Source organism: Sinorhizobium psoraleae, assembly GCF_013283645.1.
Lineage (GTDB): Bacteria > Pseudomonadota > Alphaproteobacteria > Rhizobiales > Rhizobiaceae > Sinorhizobium > Sinorhizobium psoraleae.
In genome coordinates, this window is the sequence record NZ_JABEKV010000002.1 from 111,958 (window position 1) to 131,050 (window position 19,093).

At 60.9% G+C, this 19,093-nt stretch carries 19 protein-coding genes and 1 tRNA gene; 11 read left to right on the plus strand and 9 right to left on the minus strand.

Features of this window, described 5'->3' with window-relative positions; genetic code table 11:
• Positions 1-169: 169 nt before the first annotated feature.
• On the plus strand, positions 170-1,126 hold the full coding sequence (gene speB / locus ILFOPFJJ_RS09360) for an agmatinase (protein WP_173510294.1): 957 nt from the start codon (positions 170-172) through the stop codon (positions 1,124-1,126).
• A 191-nt stretch (positions 1,127-1,317) separates the two neighbouring features.
• Positions 1,318-2,250 carry an N-acetyl-gamma-glutamyl-phosphate reductase gene (gene argC, locus ILFOPFJJ_RS09365; protein ID WP_173510295.1) on the plus strand — a complete coding sequence of 311 codons (933 nt, stop codon included), beginning with the start codon at positions 1,318-1,320 and terminating at the stop codon, positions 2,248-2,250.
• A gap of 67 nt (positions 2,251-2,317) precedes the next feature.
• Here argC and ILFOPFJJ_RS09370 read toward each other — a convergent pair whose 3' ends face one another.
• Positions 2,318-3,421 carry a COX15/CtaA family protein gene (locus tag ILFOPFJJ_RS09370; protein WP_173510296.1) on the minus strand — a complete coding sequence of 368 codons (1,104 nt, stop codon included), beginning with the start codon at positions 3,419-3,421 and terminating at the stop codon, positions 2,318-2,320.
• A 270-nt stretch (positions 3,422-3,691) separates the two neighbouring features.
• On the opposite strand from ILFOPFJJ_RS09370, the gene ILFOPFJJ_RS09375 reads away from it, so the two are divergent.
• Both ILFOPFJJ_RS09375 and ILFOPFJJ_RS09380 read left to right on the plus strand, forming a co-directional pair.
• Complete coding sequence (locus ILFOPFJJ_RS09375) at positions 3,692-3,904, plus strand: DUF2842 domain-containing protein (protein WP_173510297.1); 213 nt, start codon at positions 3,692-3,694, stop codon at positions 3,902-3,904.
• A gap of 15 nt (positions 3,905-3,919) precedes the next feature.
• A complete protein-coding gene (locus ILFOPFJJ_RS09380; RefSeq protein ID WP_173510298.1) occupies positions 3,920-4,660 on the plus strand; it encodes a metallophosphoesterase family protein in 741 nt (246 codons plus the stop codon).
• Between the two features lie 3 nt (positions 4,661-4,663).
• Here ILFOPFJJ_RS09380 and ILFOPFJJ_RS09385 read toward each other — a convergent pair whose 3' ends face one another.
• Complete coding sequence (locus ILFOPFJJ_RS09385) at positions 4,664-5,314, minus strand: CatB-related O-acetyltransferase (protein WP_173510299.1); 651 nt, start codon at positions 5,312-5,314, stop codon at positions 4,664-4,666.
• Between the two features lie 312 nt (positions 5,315-5,626).
• Here ILFOPFJJ_RS09385 and ILFOPFJJ_RS09390 point away from each other — a divergent pair, with 312 nt between their 5' ends.
• On the plus strand, positions 5,627-6,883 hold the full coding sequence (locus tag ILFOPFJJ_RS09390; RefSeq protein WP_173510300.1) for a GNAT family N-acetyltransferase: 1,257 nt from the start codon (positions 5,627-5,629) through the stop codon (positions 6,881-6,883).
• 45 nt (positions 6,884-6,928) lie between these two features.
• Here the strand turns inward: ILFOPFJJ_RS09390 and ILFOPFJJ_RS09395 are convergent, their stop codons facing one another.
• Positions 6,929-9,070, minus strand: coding sequence for a GumC family protein (locus ILFOPFJJ_RS09395; RefSeq protein ID WP_173510301.1), 2,142 nt, complete (start codon positions 9,068-9,070; stop codon positions 6,929-6,931).
• A gap of 197 nt (positions 9,071-9,267) precedes the next feature.
• Here ILFOPFJJ_RS09395 and ILFOPFJJ_RS09400 point away from each other — a divergent pair, with 197 nt between their 5' ends.
• The 5 genes from ILFOPFJJ_RS09400 to ILFOPFJJ_RS35020 all read left to right on the plus strand — a co-directional run bounded on the left by ILFOPFJJ_RS09400 (position 9,268) and on the right by ILFOPFJJ_RS35020 (position 14,292).
• Positions 9,268-9,843, plus strand: coding sequence for a polysaccharide biosynthesis/export family protein (locus ILFOPFJJ_RS09400; protein ID WP_173510302.1), 576 nt, complete (start codon positions 9,268-9,270; stop codon positions 9,841-9,843).
• Between the two features lie 5 nt (positions 9,844-9,848).
• Positions 9,849-11,018 carry a glycosyltransferase family 4 protein gene (locus ILFOPFJJ_RS09405; RefSeq protein ID WP_173510303.1) on the plus strand — a complete coding sequence of 390 codons (1,170 nt, stop codon included), beginning with the start codon at positions 9,849-9,851 and terminating at the stop codon, positions 11,016-11,018.
• A gap of 59 nt (positions 11,019-11,077) precedes the next feature.
• Positions 11,078-12,640 carry an undecaprenyl-phosphate glucose phosphotransferase gene (locus tag ILFOPFJJ_RS09410; protein WP_173510304.1) on the plus strand — a complete coding sequence of 521 codons (1,563 nt, stop codon included), beginning with the start codon at positions 11,078-11,080 and terminating at the stop codon, positions 12,638-12,640.
• Positions 12,637-13,881: an O-antigen ligase family protein gene (locus tag ILFOPFJJ_RS09415; protein ID WP_173510305.1), complete on the plus strand. Its 1,245-nt coding sequence runs from the start codon at positions 12,637-12,639 to the stop codon at positions 13,879-13,881. Before ILFOPFJJ_RS09410 ends, ILFOPFJJ_RS09415 begins: the two co-directional genes overlap by 4 nt.
• Before the next feature lie 162 nt (positions 13,882-14,043).
• Positions 14,044-14,292, plus strand: a complete 249-nt coding sequence (locus tag ILFOPFJJ_RS35020; protein ID WP_376741399.1) for a glycosyltransferase — start codon at positions 14,044-14,046, stop codon at positions 14,290-14,292.
• Between the two features lie 161 nt (positions 14,293-14,453).
• On the opposite strand, the gene ILFOPFJJ_RS09420 is transcribed toward ILFOPFJJ_RS35020, so the two are convergent.
• Positions 14,454-14,660, minus strand: a complete 207-nt coding sequence (locus ILFOPFJJ_RS09420) for a hypothetical protein (RefSeq protein WP_173510306.1) — start codon at positions 14,658-14,660, stop codon at positions 14,454-14,456.
• A gap of 384 nt (positions 14,661-15,044) precedes the next feature.
• A tRNA-Pro gene (locus ILFOPFJJ_RS09425) sits at positions 15,045-15,121 on the minus strand.
• 86 nt (positions 15,122-15,207) lie between these two features.
• Between ILFOPFJJ_RS09425 and ILFOPFJJ_RS09430 the strand changes: the two genes are divergently transcribed.
• Positions 15,208-15,756: a hypothetical protein gene (locus ILFOPFJJ_RS09430; protein ID WP_173510307.1), complete on the plus strand. Its 549-nt coding sequence runs from the start codon at positions 15,208-15,210 to the stop codon at positions 15,754-15,756.
• 57 nt (positions 15,757-15,813) lie between these two features.
• Here the strand turns inward: ILFOPFJJ_RS09430 and ILFOPFJJ_RS09435 are convergent, their stop codons facing one another.
• From ILFOPFJJ_RS09435 to plsX, 4 genes are all read right to left on the minus strand, one after another.
• A complete protein-coding gene (locus ILFOPFJJ_RS09435) occupies positions 15,814-16,347 on the minus strand; it encodes a MerR family transcriptional regulator (protein WP_173510308.1) in 534 nt (177 codons plus the stop codon).
• A 136-nt stretch (positions 16,348-16,483) separates the two neighbouring features.
• The gene (locus ILFOPFJJ_RS09440; protein ID WP_173510309.1) at positions 16,484-16,822 is read right to left on the minus strand and encodes an integration host factor subunit alpha; all 339 of its coding nucleotides are present in this window, start codon (positions 16,820-16,822) and stop codon (positions 16,484-16,486) included.
• Between the two features lie 93 nt (positions 16,823-16,915).
• Positions 16,916-17,887, minus strand: coding sequence for a beta-ketoacyl-ACP synthase III (locus ILFOPFJJ_RS09445; protein WP_173510310.1), 972 nt, complete (start codon positions 17,885-17,887; stop codon positions 16,916-16,918).
• Between the two features lie 18 nt (positions 17,888-17,905).
• Positions 17,906-18,949, minus strand: coding sequence for a phosphate acyltransferase PlsX (gene plsX, locus ILFOPFJJ_RS09450; RefSeq protein ID WP_173510311.1), 1,044 nt, complete (start codon positions 18,947-18,949; stop codon positions 17,906-17,908).
• Positions 18,950-19,093 lie beyond the last annotated feature (144 nt).

The window sequence follows — 19,093 nt, forward strand, 5'->3', positions numbered from 1 at the left end:
CTTAAATCGCACCCGATTTATGGACGGAAACATGCAGCAACTCAAAGTGCTACAGGGTCTTTGGCGCGTACGACGCGCGGCGCTGTAGAATGCACATGATTTTGCCGGCAAGCTATTGCCTTGCCGGCATCGATTGTCCAACGTCCCGTCAATCTGGCGGGAGACGGGCATGGCAAACAAGACAATCGACCACGCGATTACGGCAAGATCACTTACGTCGGCGGCGTCCGATCCGACCCATGCCGGCATGCTTTCGTTCATGCGGCGGAAATACACCAAGAAGCTGAAGGGCGTGGATACCGTCGTCTGGGGCATCCCCTTCGACGCAGCAACCTCCAACCGTCCCGGCGCCCGTTTCGGACCGCAGGCGATCCGTCGCGCCTCCGCCATCTTCGACAACGATCCGCAATATCCGTTCGAGCGCGATCTCTTCGCCGACATGGCGACGATCGACTATGGCGACTGCCTGCTCGACTACGGAAACCACGCCAAGACGCCCGCAACGATCGAGCGCGAGGCGGTGAAGATCCTGAAATCCGGCGCCTATCTGCTGACGCTCGGTGGCGACCATTTCGTCACCTATCCCATCCTCAAGGCCCACGCCGCCCTGCATGGCCCCCTAGCCCTCGTTCAGTTCGACGCCCATCAGGATACCTGGCCGGACGAGAAGGGCCGCATCGACCATGGCTCCTTTGTCGGCCGCGCCGCACGCGAGGGTTTGATCGACGTGGAACGTTCGATCCAGATCGGTATCAGGACCCATGCTCCCGAGGATTGCGGCATCAGGATCGTCTATGGCTACGAGGTCGAGGAGATGCGCGCCGAGGAGATTGCCGAGTCCATCGTCCGGCATGTCGGCAGCCAGCCCGCCTATCTGACCTTCGATATCGATTGTCTTGACCCGGCCTACGCGCCCGGCACCGGCACGCCGGTCGCCGGCGGTCCTTCCAGCGCGAAAATCCTCTCGGTGCTGCGCAAGCTTGGTGCCCTCCACATCGCCGGCAGCGACGTCGTCGAGGTGGCGCCCGCCTATGACCATGCCGACATGACCGCCATTGCTGGCTCGACCATCGCCATGTATATGCTGGGCCTGCGTGCCGAATGGCTCGCGGAAAGGCGCGGCTGATTTCGCAGCGCCCGCTACGGCGCCGCGCGTCTGACCAGACGCGCAAAGGACGCTGTAGCACTTTGATCGCTGCATGTTTTTATCCTTAAAATCGGATACGATTTAAGGAAACATGCAGTAAGAAATTGATTCAATTCTATGCCAGACTGATTCCGGAAATTTCCGTAACCGTCTGCAGGAACAGGTAAATCATGAAACCGAAGATCTTCATCGATGGCGAACACGGCACCACCGGGCTGCAGATCCGCACCCGCATGGCCGGCCGTACGGATGTCGAACTGCTGTCGATCCCGGAAGCGGAGCGCCGCAATGCCGCGATGCGCGAAGACCTGCTCAACGATGCCGACATCGCCATTCTGTGCCTGCCTGACGACGCTTCGCGCGAAGCCGTGTCGATGGTCGCCGGCAACAACCGCGTACGCATCATCGACACGTCGACAGCGCATCGTGTCGCGCCCGACTGGGCCTATGGTTTCGCCGAAATGGACAAGGCGCAGCCGGAAAAGATCCGCGAAGCGCGCCATGTCGCCAATCCCGGCTGCTACCCGACAGGCGCCATCGGCCTGATCCGGCCGCTACGCCAAACCGGCATCCTGCCCGATGGCTATCCGGTCACCGTCAATGCGGTCTCCGGCTATACCGGGGGCGGCAAGCAGATGATTGCGCAGATGGAGGACGAGAAGAACCCGGACCACATCAGCGCGCCGCATTTCCTCTACGGGCTCACGCTGAAGCACAAGCACGTGCCGGAAATGAAGATGCATGGCCTGCTCGAACGCGCTCCGATCTTCTCGCCGTCGGTCGGTAAATTCCCGCAAGGCATGATCGTGCAAGTGCCGCTGTATCTCGATGATCTCGCCGCCGGAGCGACGCTTGAAAGCATTCATGCGGCGCTCGTCGAGCACTATGCCGGCCAGTCGATCGTCGAGGTCGCTCCGCTTGCCGAAAGCGCGCAGCTCGCCCGTATCGACGCGACGGAGCTTGCCGGCAAGGACACGATGAAGCTCTTCGTCTTCGGCACGAGCGGCGGCACGCACGTCAATCTCGTCGCCGTGCTCGACAATCTCGGTAAGGGCGCCTCGGGCGCAGCGGTCCAGAACATGGACCTGATGCTTTCGGCCTGACAGGACAAAAAAGAACCCCCGGCACGTTCCAGCGCCGGGGGTTTTTCTTTGACCATTCAGGACCCGATCAGTCGCGGAATTCGATCGCCGTCGATTTCGGATATTCTCCGACGAAACCTCGCCAATGCGCGATTGCGAAACCGAGCACGACCAGTGCACCCGCCTGATGCAGCACGCCCCAGCCGATCGGCACCTGCAGCACGAGCGTGGTGATGCCGATCACGGCCTGGATGGTCACCAAGGCGAAGAGAACGACCGAGCGGCGCGCATGCGTTGTTTCCGGCGCCGCCCGCAAGGAAGCAATCATGTGCATCAGTGCCAGTGCGAGCAGCAGATAGGCGCCCGCACGGTGCAAGAATTGAACGGTCTTGGGGTTCTCGAAAAGATTGATCCAGGCGGGCTGCTGCACGAACAGCCCTCCCGGGACGATCGCGCCGTCCATCAGCGGCCAGGTGTTGTAAGTGAATCCCGCATCCAGGCCCGCCACCAGCGCGCCCAGATAGATCTGGAACAGGCTCATGACAGCGAGGATGGCCGCCATAGATCGCGATTTCTTCGTCGGCGCCGCATCGCCGGAATGCGGACAAAGACCGCGCAGGATCCACATGCAGCCGGCAAAGATCAGGCATGCGATGACGAGGTGCGCGGCAAGCCGGTACTGGCTGACCTCGGTGCGTTCGACGAGGCCGGAGGAAACCATCCACCAGCCGATGAAGCCCTGGAACCCGCCGAGCGCCAGAATGCCTAGAAGGGGCCACTTCAGGCGTCGCTCGATCCGACCCGTTACCCAGAAGAAGAACAGCGGCAAAGCGAAGATCACTCCGATGGTGCGTGCCAGCAGCCGGTGTGCCCATTCCCACCAGAAGATCGTCTTGAACTCCTCGACCGTCATGCCCTTGTTGAGCTGTTCGTACTGCGGAATGCGCTGGTAGAGCCGGAACTCCTCTTCCCATTCCTCGGCGGTAAGCGGCGGTATGACGCCGTGAATGGGTTTCCACTCGGTGATGGAAAGACCGGACTCGGTCAGCCGCGTCGCACCGCCGACGAGCACCAAGGCAAATAGGGCGAAGAGAACGACCGCGAGCCAACCGCGAATCTGCCGGCGATTACGCTCTGTCCTGCCGATCTCCTTCAGGAGCGTCTGTTCAGTTGCCAACTCGGCGTGGGCCATGGCTTTTCCTCATTTCTTGCCGTGACGCGGCCATGCCTGCGGCAAGGTTCCCGCTCGACCGCCCCGGAAAGCCGTTGATTTGCACCAGAGCGCCGTGCAAAACAAGGCCGAAGCCTTTGCGGCATGCCGTCGCGGCTACTGCATGTTTCCTTAAGTCGTAGTCGATTTAAGGACAAAAACATTTAGCAATTCAAAGTGCTACAGCGTTCTTTGCGTGTCTGACAAGACGCGCGGCGCTGTAGTGAAGCGCAGCCATCCGAAAGAAATGAAATGCCTGTACGCCTCAGAAAACTGATCGGCACGATCCTCATCATCATCCTCGTCGTCGTTTATGCGCTGGCGGCGGTCACCTTCGCTTCACTGTTGCTCGGCGCATCGCCCTGGTGGGTGCATCTGCTCTACTTCTTCCTGACGGGCCTGCTGTGGATCCTTCCCGCGATGCTGATCATCAAGTGGATGGAAAAGCCCGCCAAGAACCGTTGATTGCCGAGGCACAAGATGAGAATCGCGGTGATTTCCGATGTTCACGGCAACGACCTCGCGCTTGAGGCGGTGCTTGCCGACGTCGCAGCACAGGGTATCGGCGAGATCGTCAATCTCGGCGATCATCTGAGCGGCCCGCTCAACGCCGCGCGAACCGCGGACATCTTGATGAAACACAATATGCCCGCGATCCGCGGCAACCACGATCGCTATCTCCTGACGCTCGATCCGGCGCGCATGGGACCTTCCGACCGTACCGCGCACGACGAGCTTGAACCGCATCACCTTGCGTGGCTTGCCGCCCTGCCCGAAACGCTGGTCTACCGCGATGCGCTCTTTCTTTGTCACGGCACGCCGCGGAGCGACGAGACTTACTGGCTGGAAAAGCTGACGGCCGATGGCGTGGTTCACATGGCGGGGCGCGACATGGTCGAGAGCTTCGCCGCGGGCATCCGCTATCCTGTGATCCTCTGCGGCCATACGCACATTCCGCGAGCCGTGCGGCTTGCAGACGGTCGCCTCGTCCTCAATCCCGGCAGCGTCGGCTGCCCCGCCTACGACGATGATGAGCCTGTTCCCCACAAGGTCGAAACCGGTTCGCCGGACGCGCCCTATGCCATCGTGGAGCACATTGCCGGCGACTGGAACGTCACGTTCCGTTGCGTACGCTATGACCACATGGCGATGTCGCGCCTTGCCGCGCGTCGCAATCGTCCCGAATGGGCAAAGGCTCTCGAAACTGGTTTTCTCGATTGACCTCTATTGCGCGTGTTCGAGCGCGTGGAGGTCTGCGCCGGTGATTGCGGCAATGTTTCGCGTCACCTTGTCGACCGGCCAATCCCACCAGGCAATCGCCTGCAATCTGTCGATCGTGTCCGCCGGAAATCGCATTCTGACGACGCGTGCAGGATTGCCCGCCACCACCGCATAGGGCGGTACGTCCTTCGAAACCACCGACTTCATGCCGACGATGGCGCCGTTGCCAACCGTGATCCCTGGCAGGATCGTCGCATCCATGCCGATCCAGACGTCATTGCCGACGACCGTGTTGCCGCGATAGCCGCTGGTATAGGCGACAGGATCAGAGCCGTCCCGCCAACCGCCGGGAAAGATGCTGAAGGGAAAGGTCGAGAAACCGCCGAGAGCGTGATTGGCTCCGTTCATGATGAACTGCACGCCGGTGGCGATTGCGCAATATCGCCCGATCACCAAGCGGTCGCCGATGAAATCGTAGTGGTAAAGAACACACTTTTCTTCAAAGCGCTCAGGCCCGTGGGGATCGTCGTAGTAACTGTAATCGCCGACATCAATGAGGGATGAACGCACGATATTCTTCAGAAAACCAATGCGTGGAAACTCCGCGACGGGAAATTTGTCGCCGGGGTTCGGCGCGAACGGCGTGACTGGCATGAGATGCTCCTCGAAAGAAAGGTCGTCAAAGCGTGTGGATTCGCTGCAGTCCGGCCGCACGGCACTCCGCTGATGTCCGAACCTTCTTTAGTGGCGCATCTATCCCTCCATCGTTCGGCGTGAAGTTAGCGCAGCAGCCGAGAATTTCCAACCGCCTGCGGAATACGACTTTGCTCTGTGCCCTTCATGCTTTGCTAACTGCATTCTGCTGTCGCCCGGGAAGGAGCCCGGGACCTCGCTCGAAATTAAGCTGAATGTAGCGACGTTTGCGCTTCAATGGACGCACGATCCGGCTTCCGAACGGTGGATGAGATGACGAGTGCCTGTTTCACGTTAACCCCGTTGAACGATCCGCAGTCGAGCGATCGCGCCTCGACTCATTGTTCGGAAACGCAAGACACCCGGACGATCACCGTCTCCCTCCACGCGGACATGGCCGCGCTCGAGACGGAATGGCGCGTTCTGGACGAGAACAGCCAGAACTCGCTGCACCAGAGCTTCGACTGGTGCGCCGCGTGGAGGAAAACGCACAGGGACCAGATGCTCTTCGTCCGCGCCTCGCGCGGCCAGCAAACGCTCTTTATCCTGCCGCTCGAAATCGACAGCGGACGCTTCTTCCGCACGGCGCGGCTGATCGGCTCCGAGCATAGCAATCTCAATACCGGCCTGTTTGCCGAAGAGGATGCAATGCCACCTCTGGAACTGGTGCGCGCGCTGACCGTCGGGATCAAACGCCAACTGCGAGCGTTCGCGGACATCGTCACACTCGACAAGATACCAGCGAGGTGGCGCGGAAAGGCTCATCCGCTCGCCGGCCTGCCCGCCTTGCAGAACGCCGACGCCTCATTCCAACTGCCGCTGCTGGGGAATATCGAACGGACGCTGGCACAGCTCAATGCAAAGCGGCGGCGCAAGAAGATGCGCATATCGGAGCGGCGTCTCGCCGCCCTTGGCGGCTACGACTACGTGGTTGCCCTAGAGGCATCGGAAGCGCGCCTTCTGCTGGAAACCTTCTTACAGCAGAAGGCGGCGCGCTTCGAGGCGCACGGCCTGCCGGATGTGTTTCGTGATGCCGATACCCGCGCATTCTTCCATGCGCTCGCTGAACCTGGTCACACGGCGAATGGGCAACTGCTCGAGCTCAACGCTATTCGCCTCAAGGGCGAGCACGAGGGTCGGGTCATTGCGATCGCCGGCCTTTCGCGCAAGGGCGACCATGTCATCTGCCAGTTCGGCTCGATTGATGAAGGGATCGCCGCCGACAGCAGTCCGGGAGAATTGTTGTTTTACCGGATCATCGAAAGGCTGTGTTCGGAAGGCGTCACGCTTTTCGATTTCGGGATCGGCGATCAGCCCTACAAACGGTCGTGGTGCACCATCGAGACACCCTTGCGGGACATCGTCTTGCCCATGACGCTCCGCGGATATCTCGCGGCCTACGTCCATCGCGGCGCGATTCTTGCCAAGCGCCTGATCAAAGCCAACAAGGCATCCTACGCGTTCGTGCAGCGGTTGCGCCAGCGGCGTCAATCAACGCTGAAGCCTGCGGATGCAATGGACGAGAACTGAGCATCCGAACCGCGCGGGGATACCCCGAAGACGTATTGTCTGTGTTCATGCCGCGCGGCGATGGGGAAAGTCCGGGTCGCTCTCGCGCTGTCCGGTCATCAGCACGATGTTGCGGAAGCCGGCCTCGCCAAGGTCGGTCAAGAGTTCCACAATCCGTTCATCGCTGACGGACGAGGCTGACAATATGATCTCGGTTCCCTCCCGCCGGGCAACCTTGGACACGGCGGTGGCGTCCGCCGGGCCGCACTCGACCAGAACCAGATCATAGGCATTGGTGAGCGCATCGACAATCATCTGCAACCGTTCGATCCCGCGCATTGCCGTCCGCGCGTCAGCATTTCCCTGGGGAATGATGTGTGCTTCGGAGAACCGGTCCGCATGTATCGATTCGGTGAATGCGACTTCGCCGGCAAGCAGGTTGGTTATACCGGGCAGCGAGGACGACTGCGCCATGAGCCGCGTCGGACAAGCCGAGCCGGTAAGGTCAACGAGAACGACCTTCTGTCCTTCCTCAGCCAGGAGCCGCGCCAGCATGACGGTCGCCGTCGATCCTTCGTCGCCGCCGGGCGAAACGGAAACGGCGATCCGGACGTTCCGATCCAGGAGGTGAGCGGCAACGAACTCGATCGAGAACTCGCTTTCCGCTGGTTCTGTATCCTTCTCTGGTTCAAGGTCCTGTTCCGCTGCGTCGGCGACATCGGCGAGCGCCAGCATCGGCTCCGCCGGCTCGGTTTCCGCCAAGACGGGTGTCAATTGTCCGAAACCTTCCGGTTCCGCGCCGGAAACCGGCTTCAGCGCCCGTCCGCTGAACAGTTCGCCGAGCATGATGACGACGCAACCGACGAGGAAGGTGGCAAGTGCCGCGACTACCGTGATCGGCACTACCTTCGGGAAGTCCGGGTTGCTCGGAACGACCGCATTCGAAATCACGCGCGCATCCGCCGGCGTTGCATTTGCAACCGTACGCGAGGTCGCTTCCCTGTAGCGGGCGAGATAAGTTTCGAGAAGCTGCCGTTGCGCGGTCGCTTCGCGCTCCAGTGCGCGCAAGCCGACCTCTTCCTCCCCCGCCTGCGCGGATTGCGCCTTGAGCGTATTGAGCCGCTGCAGCAACTGCTCTTCGCGCAATTGCCCGACCCTGGCTTCATTCTCCAGGCTGACCAGGACCTTGCGGGTCTCGGCGCGGATTTGCTGCCTGATGCCTTCAAGCTGGGATTTCAAGCCCTTGAGACGCGGGTGGCCGTCGAGCAATGCCGTCGACAGGTCCGCAATCTGCGCCCGGACAGCGGCTTCGCTTTCCTTCAACCGCTGGATCATCTGCGAGCCGGCGACCTCGGTCAGCGTGTCCGGCGCGCGGCCGTCGGCTAGCGCCGTGCGCACGCCTTTCGCGCGCGCTTCGGCATTTGCCCGCTCTCCGCGCACCCGGGCGAGCTCGCTCGAAATATCGGTGAGCTCGCGTGTGGCGAAGTTTTCCGTCTGACCGGTCGGCAACAGGCCGGAGGAGGAACGGTAGGCTGCAACTTTCGCCTCGGCCTCGCGCACCTTCTCGCGAAGGTTCGCGATTTCCGGTTCCAGCCAACGGCTCGCCTCCGAATTGGAATCGAGTTTGGCGCCGCTCTGCAGGGAAAAATAGACCTTCGCCATCTCATCGGGGATGGCGGCCGCAAGCTTGGGGTCCTCCGAAGTGAAAGCAATGGCTATCACGCGCGACTTCTCAACCTGATAAACCTGCAGCTTGGAGTCGAACTCCTTCAGCACGCGCTCTTCGGGCGGCAAGTCGAGTGGATTTTTCCTGACGCCGAGCATTACCAGAAGATCGGAAAGGGCCGAAGGTTCGGCAGAAGGATCGAACTCCCTGCGTTCATGCAGCTTCATGTTGCGCGCGACCTGTTTGATCAGATCGGCGGAGCGCAGCACCTGCACCTGGCTTGAAATGCCGGATTCATCGAAAACCCGATCGGATCCCGGCTGCGCCAGCTGGTTCGAGCCGCTGAACTCCGGTTCGCGCGACTCGATCAGCAGTCGCGTCTCGCTCTGGTATTGCGGAGCGATCATCTTCGCGGTTACGAAGGCTGCGCCCGCGACACAAACCGTCGCGAGCAAGAGCCGGGTACGCCGTTCCCAAACGGCGCGGAAGAGCCCACCGAGATCGATATCCACATCCTGCTGCCCGCCGCCGATGCCCGACATGTCTCAACTCCGAAGGTTCCTCATCCGGCCGGAAAGTAAAGGAACATGGTAACGCAAGGGTTAATTTCCGGCGCAACCATAAGGTGGTGCGCCTTCCCGAACCTTCCATCAAAATTCTCGGGCGAGTTTACCGGCTATTAACCCTAACGGATCGATAACGTCGCCAGAGGTGATCGTTTCCGGAGCCCGAGACCCGCATGTCGACCGCAGGCAAAAAGACAGCACGCGCTATCGCGTTGGCGATATTGTCGGCACTGGTCGGCGGTTGCACCAGCTACCAGCCGGCTCCCAAAGCTTTCAGCGAGGCCACCATCCAGCCCTACAGGCTGGACAGCGGCGACCGCCTTCGCATCAACGTGTTCGAACAGGCCGGCCTCAGCGGCACCTATACCGTCGACCAGGCAGGCTATGTCGCCTTCCCGCTGATCGGTGCTGTACCGTCGCGCGGCCATACGCTGCCGGAACTGGAAGGCATGATCGCCGCAAAGCTGCGCGAAGGCTATCTCCGGGATCCGGACGTCACCATCGAGGTGGACCGATATCGTTCGGTGTTCATCATGGGTGAAGTGGGCCAGGCAGGCCAATATAGCTACGTTCCCGGGATGACGGTCCAGAATGCGATCGCAGTCGCCGGCGGCTTCTCGCCGCGTGCGAACCAGTCGAACGCCGACATCACCCGCAAGATCAACGGCCGCATCGTTACCGGCCGCGTGCCGATTTCCGATCCGGTCCTGGCCGGCGACACGATCTACGTCCGCGAACGGCTGTTCTGACATCCATGCACAGCGAACGTCCACTGCGCATTCTTCATTGCTTCAGGTCGCCGGTCGGCGGCATCTTCCGCCACGTGCGCGATCTTGCCGAAGCCCACGCGAATGCCGGACACGAGGTCGGGATTCTGTGCGACAGCACGACCGGCGGCGCCTACGAGGACGCCCTGTTCGATGCGATCCGCCCCTATCTGACGCTCGGGGTCGTTCGCCTGCCCATTCATCGCTCCATCGGACCGTCCGATATTGTCGCGCTCTGGCGCAGCTACAAGGAAATCAGAAGTTTGCAACCGGATGTGCTGCACGGGCACGGCGCCAAGGGCGGCGTCCTTGCGCGCACCATCGGTTCAGCCTTGCGGGTCAACAAGTATCGCGTAGCCCGCCTCTATTCGCCCCATGGCGGCAGCCTCCATTACGATTCAAGATCGTTGAAAGGTCGAGCGATTTTCCGGTTCGAACGGCTGCAGGAGCGCCTCACCGACGCGCTCGTCTTCGTCTGCGATTATGAGCGCCAGACCTATTTCGCGAAGGTCGGCCAGCCGCCCGGCCGCAACGAACTGATTTATAACGGCATCGACGATCGCGAATTCGAGCCCGTCGCGGTCACGCCCGGCGCGGTGGATTTCCTCTATATTGGCATGATGCGGGACCTCAAGGGTCCCGATCTTTTTGTGGAGAGTTTTGCCGCGGCCGAGCGGATCGCCGGCCGCCCCCTCTCCGCATTGATGATCGGCGACGGGCCGCAACAGCAGCAATATGCGGAGATGAAACTGCGCAAGGGACTGGGGCGCCGCATCAACATGCTCCCGGCGATGAAGGCGAGGGAAGCCTTCGCACTCGCACGCACGGTCGTCATCCCGTCGCGGGCGGAATCGATGCCTTACATCGTCCTCGAGGCACTCGCCGCCGGCAAACCGCTCATCGCAACGCGGGTTGGCGGGATCCCGGAGGTCCTCGGCGCCGATAGCGGTGCCCTTGCCGAACCCAGCGTGGAGTCGCTCGCCACGATCATGGCCGCCGCGATCGTCGAGCAGGACTGGGCCGAAAGGATGATGCCGGATCCCGAAGCGTTCAAGTCCCGCTTCGCGTCATCGGTCATGACGAAAGGCGTAATGCGGCTATACCGCGAGCTGGTGGGCAATGCGACCCCTGCAGGGGAACAGCTCCTTACAACGTAAGCGTTTCTTAGTGGCTTTCTGCTATCCGGACGGAGGGACTCCAGCGCCGGGAAAAGACCATGAACCACTACGAGAGGCCTGAAACATTCGATCCGGAAGCGCTTCGCAAGAAGATCTCCGAGATCAGGACGGTTGCCCCCAAAGAGACGATCGAGGAAAAAGGCGCGACGGAGCTCAATCCGCTGGCTCGACAGATCGCGCTCCAGTTTCGCGCCGACACCTATTCACCTGCGATGATCACCGGTCTGATCCGGCTGCTCGATTTCTCAGTGCTCTTTGCTATCGGCTATGGCATCAACGCGTACTATGTTCAGCCGGATCTCGAACAACTTCCGGTCTATCTTGCAATTCTTGCCGGCGGCTCGGCACTCGCCGTCGCGGCTATCCAGATCGCCGATGGCTATCAGGTTCCGGCGCTGCGCGCCTGGCTGCGAATGACACCGCGCATTCTTGGCGCCTGGGTTGCCGCCTTTGGCGCCATCGCACTTGCGCTTTTCTTCCTTAAATCCGGCCATCAGTATTCCCGCGTCTGGATCGCAGGATGGTTCATGGGCGGCGCGCTCTTCCTCGTCGCCCAACGGGCGTTCATCGCCTATTCGATCCGACACTGGTCGCGAAACGGGACGATGGAACGTCGCGCCGTCATTGTCGGTGGTGGTCCGGCGGCGAAGGATCTGATCCGCACGATCGAACATCAGCCGGACAACGATATCCGCATCTGCGGCATCTTCGATGACCGCGACGAGCGGCGATCACCGAACATGATCGCCGGCTACCCCAAGCTGGGGACCGTCAACGAACTCGTCGAGTTCGCCCGGCTTGCGAGGATAGACATGCTGATCATATCGCTGCCGCTGACTGCGGAAAAACGAATACTCGAGCTGTTGAGGAAGCTCTGGATCCTACCGGTCGACATCCGGCTGGCCGCGCACGCCAACAACCTGCGCTTCCGACCGCGCAGCTATTCCCATGTCGGACAGGTTCCGATGCTCGACATCTTCGACAAACCGATCGCCGATTGGGATTCGGTAGCGAAGCGCTGCTTCGATATCTTTTTCAGCGTCGTCGCACTCCTTCTGCTCTGGCCGGTGATGCTTGCAGCCGCAGTCGCCGTCAAGGTCACGTCACCGGGTTCGATCATCTTCAAGCAGGCCCGGCACGGCTTCAACAACGAGACGATCGAGGTCTACAAGTTCCGCTCGATGTACACGCATATGAGCGACCCGACCGCTCGCAGCGCCGTCTCCAAGGGAGACCCGCGCGTGACGCCCGTCGGCCGCTTTCTGCGCAAGTCTTCGATCGATGAGCTGCCGCAGATCTTCAACGTCTTGAAGGGCGAGCTCTCGCTGGTCGGTCCGCGCCCACACGCTGTTCTTGCGCAGACCCGGGACCGAACCTTTTCCGATGTCGTGGAGGGTTATTTCGCTCGCCATCGCGTCAAACCGGGGGTGACCGGCTGGGCACAAATCAACGGTTGGCGCGGCGAGATCGACAATGACGAGAAAATCCGCTTCCGCACCGCTTTCGATCTCCACTACATCGAAAACTGGTCACTGCTCTTCGATCTGAAGATCCTTTTCCTGACACCGTTCCGTTTGTTCAATACGGAAAACGCCTATTGATCTCCGCGGGCGCACCCCAGCCGATCGTCCTTCGCCCCCAGCTTGTTGCGATTTCGTTCGTCGCTTCCGGCCTGGTGACGGTCGCGGTGTTTCTGTCCGGCTTCGTCATCGCGGAGCCGGCGCCCTACGAGATTTTCATGGCGTGCCTCATCGGCCTATGGGCACTCTTCGGGCTGAAGATTTCCCGCTATGTGGCGCCGCTGCTCTCGCTCCTTGTCGTGTTCATGGTTGGCGGAATCCTGTCGCTGACCGTGATGGCGGACCTCGGCACCGGGCCGATGTACATGGCCGTCTCCGGCTTCCTCGCCCTCTCCGCGGTCTTCTTTGCGGCGATCATCGAGGATCGGCATCAGCGGTTGCGCCTGATCTTCAATGCCTGGGTCGCTGCCGCGATAATCACAGCGCTTCTCGGTATTCTCGGCTATTTCGGCGCCATACCGGGCAGCGCCAACTTCACGCTCTATGACCGTGCGAAGGGAGCGTTCCAGGATCCGAATGTTTTCGGACCATTCCTCGCCGCGCCCGCGCTCTATCTCCTCCACGGTCTGCTTACCCAACCGATCCGCCGAGCTCCGCCGAAGATCGTCGGACTTCTCGTCCTGGCGCTCGGCGTCTTCCTCTCGTTCTCACGGGCGGCCTGGGCGCTCAATCTCTTTTGCGTTGTTGCCTTTGTCTTCGTCATGCTGCTGAAGGAGCGGAGCGGCCTCTTCCGCCTGCGCATCCTCGTCCTGGCCCTGTGCGGCGCCCTGTTCATCGTCGCCGCACTGGCGGCCGCCCTGCAGTCCGAGCAGGTCGCGACGCTCTTCTCGAGCCGCTCCCAGCTTGTCCAGGAGTATGATGGCGGGCATCTCGGCAGGTTCGACCGGCACAGGATCGGTTTTCTCATGTCGATGGAAAGGCCGCTCGGCATCGGCCCGCTGGTCTTCAGTACCATTTTCCCGGAGGACGAACACAATATCTGGCTGAAATGCCTGACGTCCTACGGCTGGATCGGCTTCATCGCCTACGTGATGCTGATCGCATGGACGCTTTCCCTGGGCTTCCGCTTCCTTCTGCTCGATCGGCCTTGGCAGCCATACCTGATGATTGCGTGGATCACGCTGATAGGCCATGTTGGCGTCGGCAACGTCATTGACACAGACCATTGGCGCCATTTCTACATGCTGCTCGGCATCGTCTGGGGATGCGCCGCGCTCGAATATCGCTTTCAAAGGCAGGTCCGCGCCGGAAGGCGCGCATAAACATGAGCGAACCAGCAACGGACGGATCGACAGCCCTTGCGCTGCGCCTCCTCGAAGTGCTGGAGCCAAGCGGCGATCTATTCGCCAGTGCGAGCGGAAGACGGCTTCGTCCGTGAGCCGAGGCAATCGGCTTGACCGCGCTGCGGAGCGATATCCTATGTCATGCTGGAGGCCGCCGCCGGAAGATCGATCATCATCTCCGATGTCGGCGGTGCGAAAACCGTCGTCGACAACGGCGAGAACGGTCTCATCATTCCCAACAGCGACGACGTTTCGCAGCTTGCGAAAACGATGATCGCCGCCGCAACCGGGAACGCTACCCTTCGCTCCTCAAAGCGGCCGAGGCGCGCAACGAGCGCTTCACCCTCGACGTCATGCTTGACCGGATGGAGGAACTTTATCGACGTTTAGCGGCGCGCCGAACCGTGAGCGGTCACCTCTCTGCAAGACAGGCCATCGCTGCGCAAAACGTCGTGCGATACGGGAGTTGAGAGCTGTTCTTCATAAGAGGCGTCGGATGCTGGATGCCATGCCCAATAACCGGGCAAGCCCGGCATCCGACGTTGTTGGACCTATTCGTCCGCCTCTCGCTCTTCCTGCTGCCGTTTTTGCTGCAGGAGGATCTCCTCGGCCGGCGTCGACTGTTCAGTCTTGGTGACGCTCGCCGTGGTCATCTCTTCGTCTACAGAAGCAGTGGTTTTCGAGTGCCCGATGCACTCTGCGGAAGCCACCGGTGCCGACAAGGCGAAGGCGGCTGCAAATACGAGGATGCTCTTCATACGGCTTCTCCTTGTTGTTGCAGGCGCAGTCTATCCGCCGCAGTGGCGTCGTCCAAATCACAAAACTGTTCACTTGGCCGCCGGACGCGCCAGAATTCCCACGCGTCGCCCGATGGCACAATGCTTCGGATTTACCTATCGGCCTCGGGGATTTCTTCGGCGGCGACGCGCTATGCTCACGTCCTCGATGAGGAGGTCGCGGAAGCCCTCGAATCGCTTTCCCGCTCGAAGAAGGCACAAAGGAAGAACAAATGACGGGGATCGTTCGGGACTTTTTCGGGACTATTCGCTCCCGAACAGTGAATCTGAGCGCGTTTCGTTCCCATTTAACCGGTATGGCTAACGAAAGCGTCTCTTGTAGCGCATTGAAATCAAAGAGGAAAATGGTCGGAGCGGCGGGATTCGAACCCACGACCCCTTGACCCCCAGTCAAGTGCGCTACCGGGCTGCGCTACGCTCCGAACCGAAGAAACCCCTATATTCTCAACGCTTGGAGCGCAAGCCCGAAATTGGGTATCGACAGGAAAAAGGAAACGACCGCCTGGACATGGATCACAGCGCGCGACCAAGCACACCGGGAACAAAACCTGCACCGGGCCGTTCGGCCTCTGTCGGTGCAGAGCCGCCGGGCATTTCACCGACCTTGGGCGAAGCTCCGGAAGAGGAAACCAAAGGGCGGAAAGATATCCAGATGTCCCGGAAAATAGACGCAGACAAGCTTCAGAAACTGACGCTCCTCCTGGGCCAAACCGTGGCCGCATTGCGTGTAAATGAATTCATGATGCGCCGTCTCCTCCAGTGGGCCGCTTCCCAGAGTGATGACCCGCCAGGCTTCGTTAGGGAGATGGTGGAGAATACAAGGCATGATCTGCAGCAGGCAGGCGAGGCCGACGGCAGGATGTCAACGTTACTGGCGATCCATGAGGCGCTGGAATATCTCGAGGATCTCTCCGCCACAATGCAAATCGCGCCGGCAGCAAACACTGCGGGCGGGGAAAAGGGCCTTGCGATCCTCGAACATATTCATTTCCCCACCTTCGTGTCCGTTCCCGACCAGCAAGCTAATGGCGCCTCCAAGCGGCACGGACCAAAATAGGCCAGCCCTTGAGGCCGGTGGCCACAGGCTCACTGAGCCCTTTCGCCAGGTCAAATATTACCTCACCTGATCGAGCAACCGCTTGCATTCCAGAAGATCGTAAAGCGCTTCCTGCAAAAGCGCGCGGTCTTCCTTGCCTACGGAAGTCTTGCCGATCGATATCTCCGCGGCGTCGTCGCCACCGCCGCCGAAGGCGAAGAACCGCCGGCCTGCCGGCGCCTTCGCGCGGCCAACGATCTGGTCTTCGTCCGCGACACCGACCTTTGGCGGCTGCGGCTCTTCATTGCTGGAAGCGGCAAGTGCCTCGACGGTCGCGAGATCGCCGCTTGCGATCGCCGCGACGAACTTGTTGCCGTTGGCCTTGAGCAGCTTTTGCACGCCCTTGATCGTGTAGCCGTGATCATAAAGGAGATGGCGAATACCCTTGAGGAGATCGACGTCCTCCGGGCGATAGTACCGCCGTCCGCCGCCGCGCTTCATCGGCTTGATCTGCTGGAACCGCGTCTCCCAGAAACGCAGGACGTGCTGAGGCAGATCGAGCTCGTCTGCAACCTCGCTGATTGTGCGGAAGGCGTCCGGGCTTTTGTCCATATCATCCCCATTTACAGATCGCGCGGCATGTCAGCGCCGCAATGGATGGGTCACCGCTCGATGATCGCACGAGTCGCGCCCATTTCAATGGGTTATGGACAGGTTTTCAACCACATTTGTGGTTTTGGGCAAGCGGTCAGGACGCAGGAGACGCCGGTCTCTGCTTGGCCTTGCGGCTCAAATGCGCCTTCAGCACGCGCTGCTTCAACACGTTCGACGCCTTGAAGGTCATCACCCGGCGCGGTGAAATCGGAACTTCCTCTCCGGTTTTCGGATTGCGCCCGATGCGCTCGTTCTTGTCGCGCACCTGAAACGTTGCAAAGGAAGACAGTTTCACGCTCTCGCCACGCACGATTGCGTTGCAAATTTCATCAATGACCGTCTCCACGAGTTCGGCAGACTCTGTGCGAGACAGGCCTACCTTGCGAAAGACCGACTCAGCCAAGTCCGCCCGTGTTACTGTTTTTCCGCTCATCTTCCCCCACCGATGTCTGGCATGCCGATCAGCGCTCGAAGACTATTGCCCTTGCCTTTTGTGGTCAAGCGCCTGCGGTGCTTCATTATTTTCTTACCACCGGATGAGAACGGAGCCCCAGGTGAAGCCACCGCCCATCGCCTCGAGCATCACGAGGTCGCCTTTTTTGATCCGCCCGTCGACCGCCGCGGTATCAAGCGCGAGCGGAATGGAGGCGGCCGACGTATTGCCATGCACGTCGACGGTCACCACAACCTTGTCGAGCGGGATACCCAGCTTCTTTGCCGAGCCGTCGATGATACGGCGATTTGCCTGGTGCGGAACCAGCCAGTCGACGTCGTCTGCCGTCGTCCCGGTTGCCTCGAATGCCGCCTCGATCACATCCGTAATCATGCCGACGGCATGCTTGAACACCTCGCGCCCTTCCATCCGGAGATGGCCCACCGTGCCCGTTGTCGACGGGCCGCCGTCGACGTAGAGCTTGTCGCCGTGAATGCCGTCGGAGCGCAATTGCGCCGTCAGCACGCCCCGGTCAGCATTCGTGCCCGAGCCTTTCTGCGCTTCGAGAATGATCGCGCCCGCTCCGTCGCCGAAGAGCACGCAGGTCGTTCGATCGGACCAGTCGAGGATGCGCGAGAACGTCTCGGCCCCGATTACCAGCGCACGCTTGGCGAGGCCGCCGCGGATATAGGCATCCGCCGTCGCGACCGCATAGACGAATCCGGAACAGACCGCCTGCATGTCGAACGCCGCGCCATGCCGCATGCCAAGGCGATTCTGGATGTTCACCGCCGTTGCCGGAAACGTGTTGTCCGGCGTCGACGTCGCGACGATGATCAGGTCCAGATCGTCGGGCGTCAGATCGGCCCTCGCAAGCGCGGCACGCGCAGCGCTTTCTCCGAGCGATGCCGTCGTCTCCCCCTCGCCCGCGATATAACGCTGGTGAATCCCGGTCCGCTGCACGATCCATTCGTCGGATGTGTCGACCTTCGTTTCCATTTCCTTATTGGTCATCACTCGCTTCGGCAGCGCTGCCCCGAAGCCGCGAACGACGGAACGGATCATTTACTCAAACCTCATCATTCATGCCGGCGGGAAGGCTTCGGACGGCTGCGCGCCGTGATATTTCGCCAGGTCGCTCTCAATTTTGGCCTTGAGGCCGTTCTTTACCATGTCGTAGCCGACATCGATTGCGGCCGCGAATCCCTCCGCGTCCGTGCCACCATGACTCTTGATGACAACGCCATTGAGGCCGAGAAACACGCCGCCGTTAACCTTCCGCGGGTCCATCTTTTCACGCAGCCGGTCGAAAGCGCCCTTGGCGAATACGTAACCAATCTTCGCGAGCAGCGTGCGCGACATGGCCGCGCGCAGATATTCGGCAATCTGGCGAGCCGTTCCTTCCGCCGCCTTCAGGGCGATGTTGCCCGAGAAGCCCTCGGTGACGACGACATCGACGGTTCCCCGGCCGATATCGTCACCTTCGACGAAACCGTAGTAATCAATGCCCTCGATATTGGCCTCGCGGATGAGCCGCCCGGCCTCCTTGACCTCTTCCTGGCCCTTAATTTCTTCAACGCCGACGTTGAGGAGGCCGACCGAAGGATGTTCGACTTCGAACAACGCACGCGCCATCGCTCCGCCCATCAAGGCGAAATCCATGAGCTGCTGCGCGTCCGCGCCAATCGTCGCGCCCACGTCGAGGACGATGCTTTCCCCCTTGAGCGTCGGCCAGATGGCGGCGATCGCAGGGCGCTGGATCCCCTGCATGGTTCTGAGACAGAAAACGGACATCGCCATCAGCGCGCCCGTATTGCCTGCGGAAACGACCACGTCCGCCTCGCCGGCATTGATCGCGTCGATTGCCTTCCACATGCTCGACTTGCCGCGTCCGCGCCGGAGTGCCTGGCTGGGCTTCTCGTCCATGCCAACGGCGATTTCGCAATCGTTGAACGTGCTCGCTGCCTTCAGCTTCGGATATTTGGCCAGAAGCTCGGCGCATCGCGCTTCCTGGCCGAACAAGACGAATCGAATGTCCGGGTGACGTTCGAGCGCCCTTGCTGCGCCCGGGATAACGACTTCAGGACCATAGTCGCCCCCCATCACGTCAAGTGAAATTCTGACCACGCGTGTCTTATCCTTTTTTCCTGCCACACAACGCGCCTCGCCCCTGCGTATCCGTTTCACGCGGGGCGATTCCTGTTCCTTCTGACGCTTGAGCCAACATGCGACGTCTCGGCGCATCGGCCCCATCGGCTGGAGTCGGGGCCA

Coding starts and splice junctions, on each gene's coding strand:
- speB (WP_173510294.1), top strand. CDS start 170: ATGGCAAACAAGACAATCGACCACGCGATTACGGCAAGATCACTTACG.
- argC (WP_173510295.1), top strand. CDS start 1,318: ATGAAACCGAAGATCTTCATCGATGGCGAACACGGCACCACCGGGCTG.
- ILFOPFJJ_RS09370 (WP_173510296.1), bottom strand. CDS start 3,421: ATGGCCCACGCCGAGTTGGCAACTGAACAGACGCTCCTGAAGGAGATC.
- ILFOPFJJ_RS09375 (WP_173510297.1), top strand. CDS start 3,692: ATGCCTGTACGCCTCAGAAAACTGATCGGCACGATCCTCATCATCATC.
- ILFOPFJJ_RS09380 (WP_173510298.1), top strand. CDS start 3,920: ATGAGAATCGCGGTGATTTCCGATGTTCACGGCAACGACCTCGCGCTT.
- ILFOPFJJ_RS09385 (WP_173510299.1), bottom strand. CDS start 5,314: ATGCCAGTCACGCCGTTCGCGCCGAACCCCGGCGACAAATTTCCCGTC.
- ILFOPFJJ_RS09390 (WP_173510300.1), top strand. CDS start 5,627: ATGACGAGTGCCTGTTTCACGTTAACCCCGTTGAACGATCCGCAGTCG.
- ILFOPFJJ_RS09395 (WP_173510301.1), bottom strand. CDS start 9,070: ATGTCGGGCATCGGCGGCGGGCAGCAGGATGTGGATATCGATCTCGGT.
- ILFOPFJJ_RS09400 (WP_173510302.1), top strand. CDS start 9,268: ATGTCGACCGCAGGCAAAAAGACAGCACGCGCTATCGCGTTGGCGATA.
- ILFOPFJJ_RS09405 (WP_173510303.1), top strand. CDS start 9,849: ATGCACAGCGAACGTCCACTGCGCATTCTTCATTGCTTCAGGTCGCCG.
- ILFOPFJJ_RS09410 (WP_173510304.1), top strand. CDS start 11,078: ATGAACCACTACGAGAGGCCTGAAACATTCGATCCGGAAGCGCTTCGC.
- ILFOPFJJ_RS35020 (WP_376741399.1), top strand. CDS start 14,044: ATGCTGGAGGCCGCCGCCGGAAGATCGATCATCATCTCCGATGTCGGC.
- ILFOPFJJ_RS09420 (WP_173510306.1), bottom strand. CDS start 14,660: ATGAAGAGCATCCTCGTATTTGCAGCCGCCTTCGCCTTGTCGGCACCG.
- ILFOPFJJ_RS09430 (WP_173510307.1), top strand. CDS start 15,208: ATGGATCACAGCGCGCGACCAAGCACACCGGGAACAAAACCTGCACCG.
- ILFOPFJJ_RS09435 (WP_173510308.1), bottom strand. CDS start 16,347: ATGGACAAAAGCCCGGACGCCTTCCGCACAATCAGCGAGGTTGCAGAC.
- ILFOPFJJ_RS09440 (WP_173510309.1), bottom strand. CDS start 16,822: ATGAGCGGAAAAACAGTAACACGGGCGGACTTGGCTGAGTCGGTCTTT.
- ILFOPFJJ_RS09445 (WP_173510310.1), bottom strand. CDS start 17,887: ATGATCCGTTCCGTCGTTCGCGGCTTCGGGGCAGCGCTGCCGAAGCGA.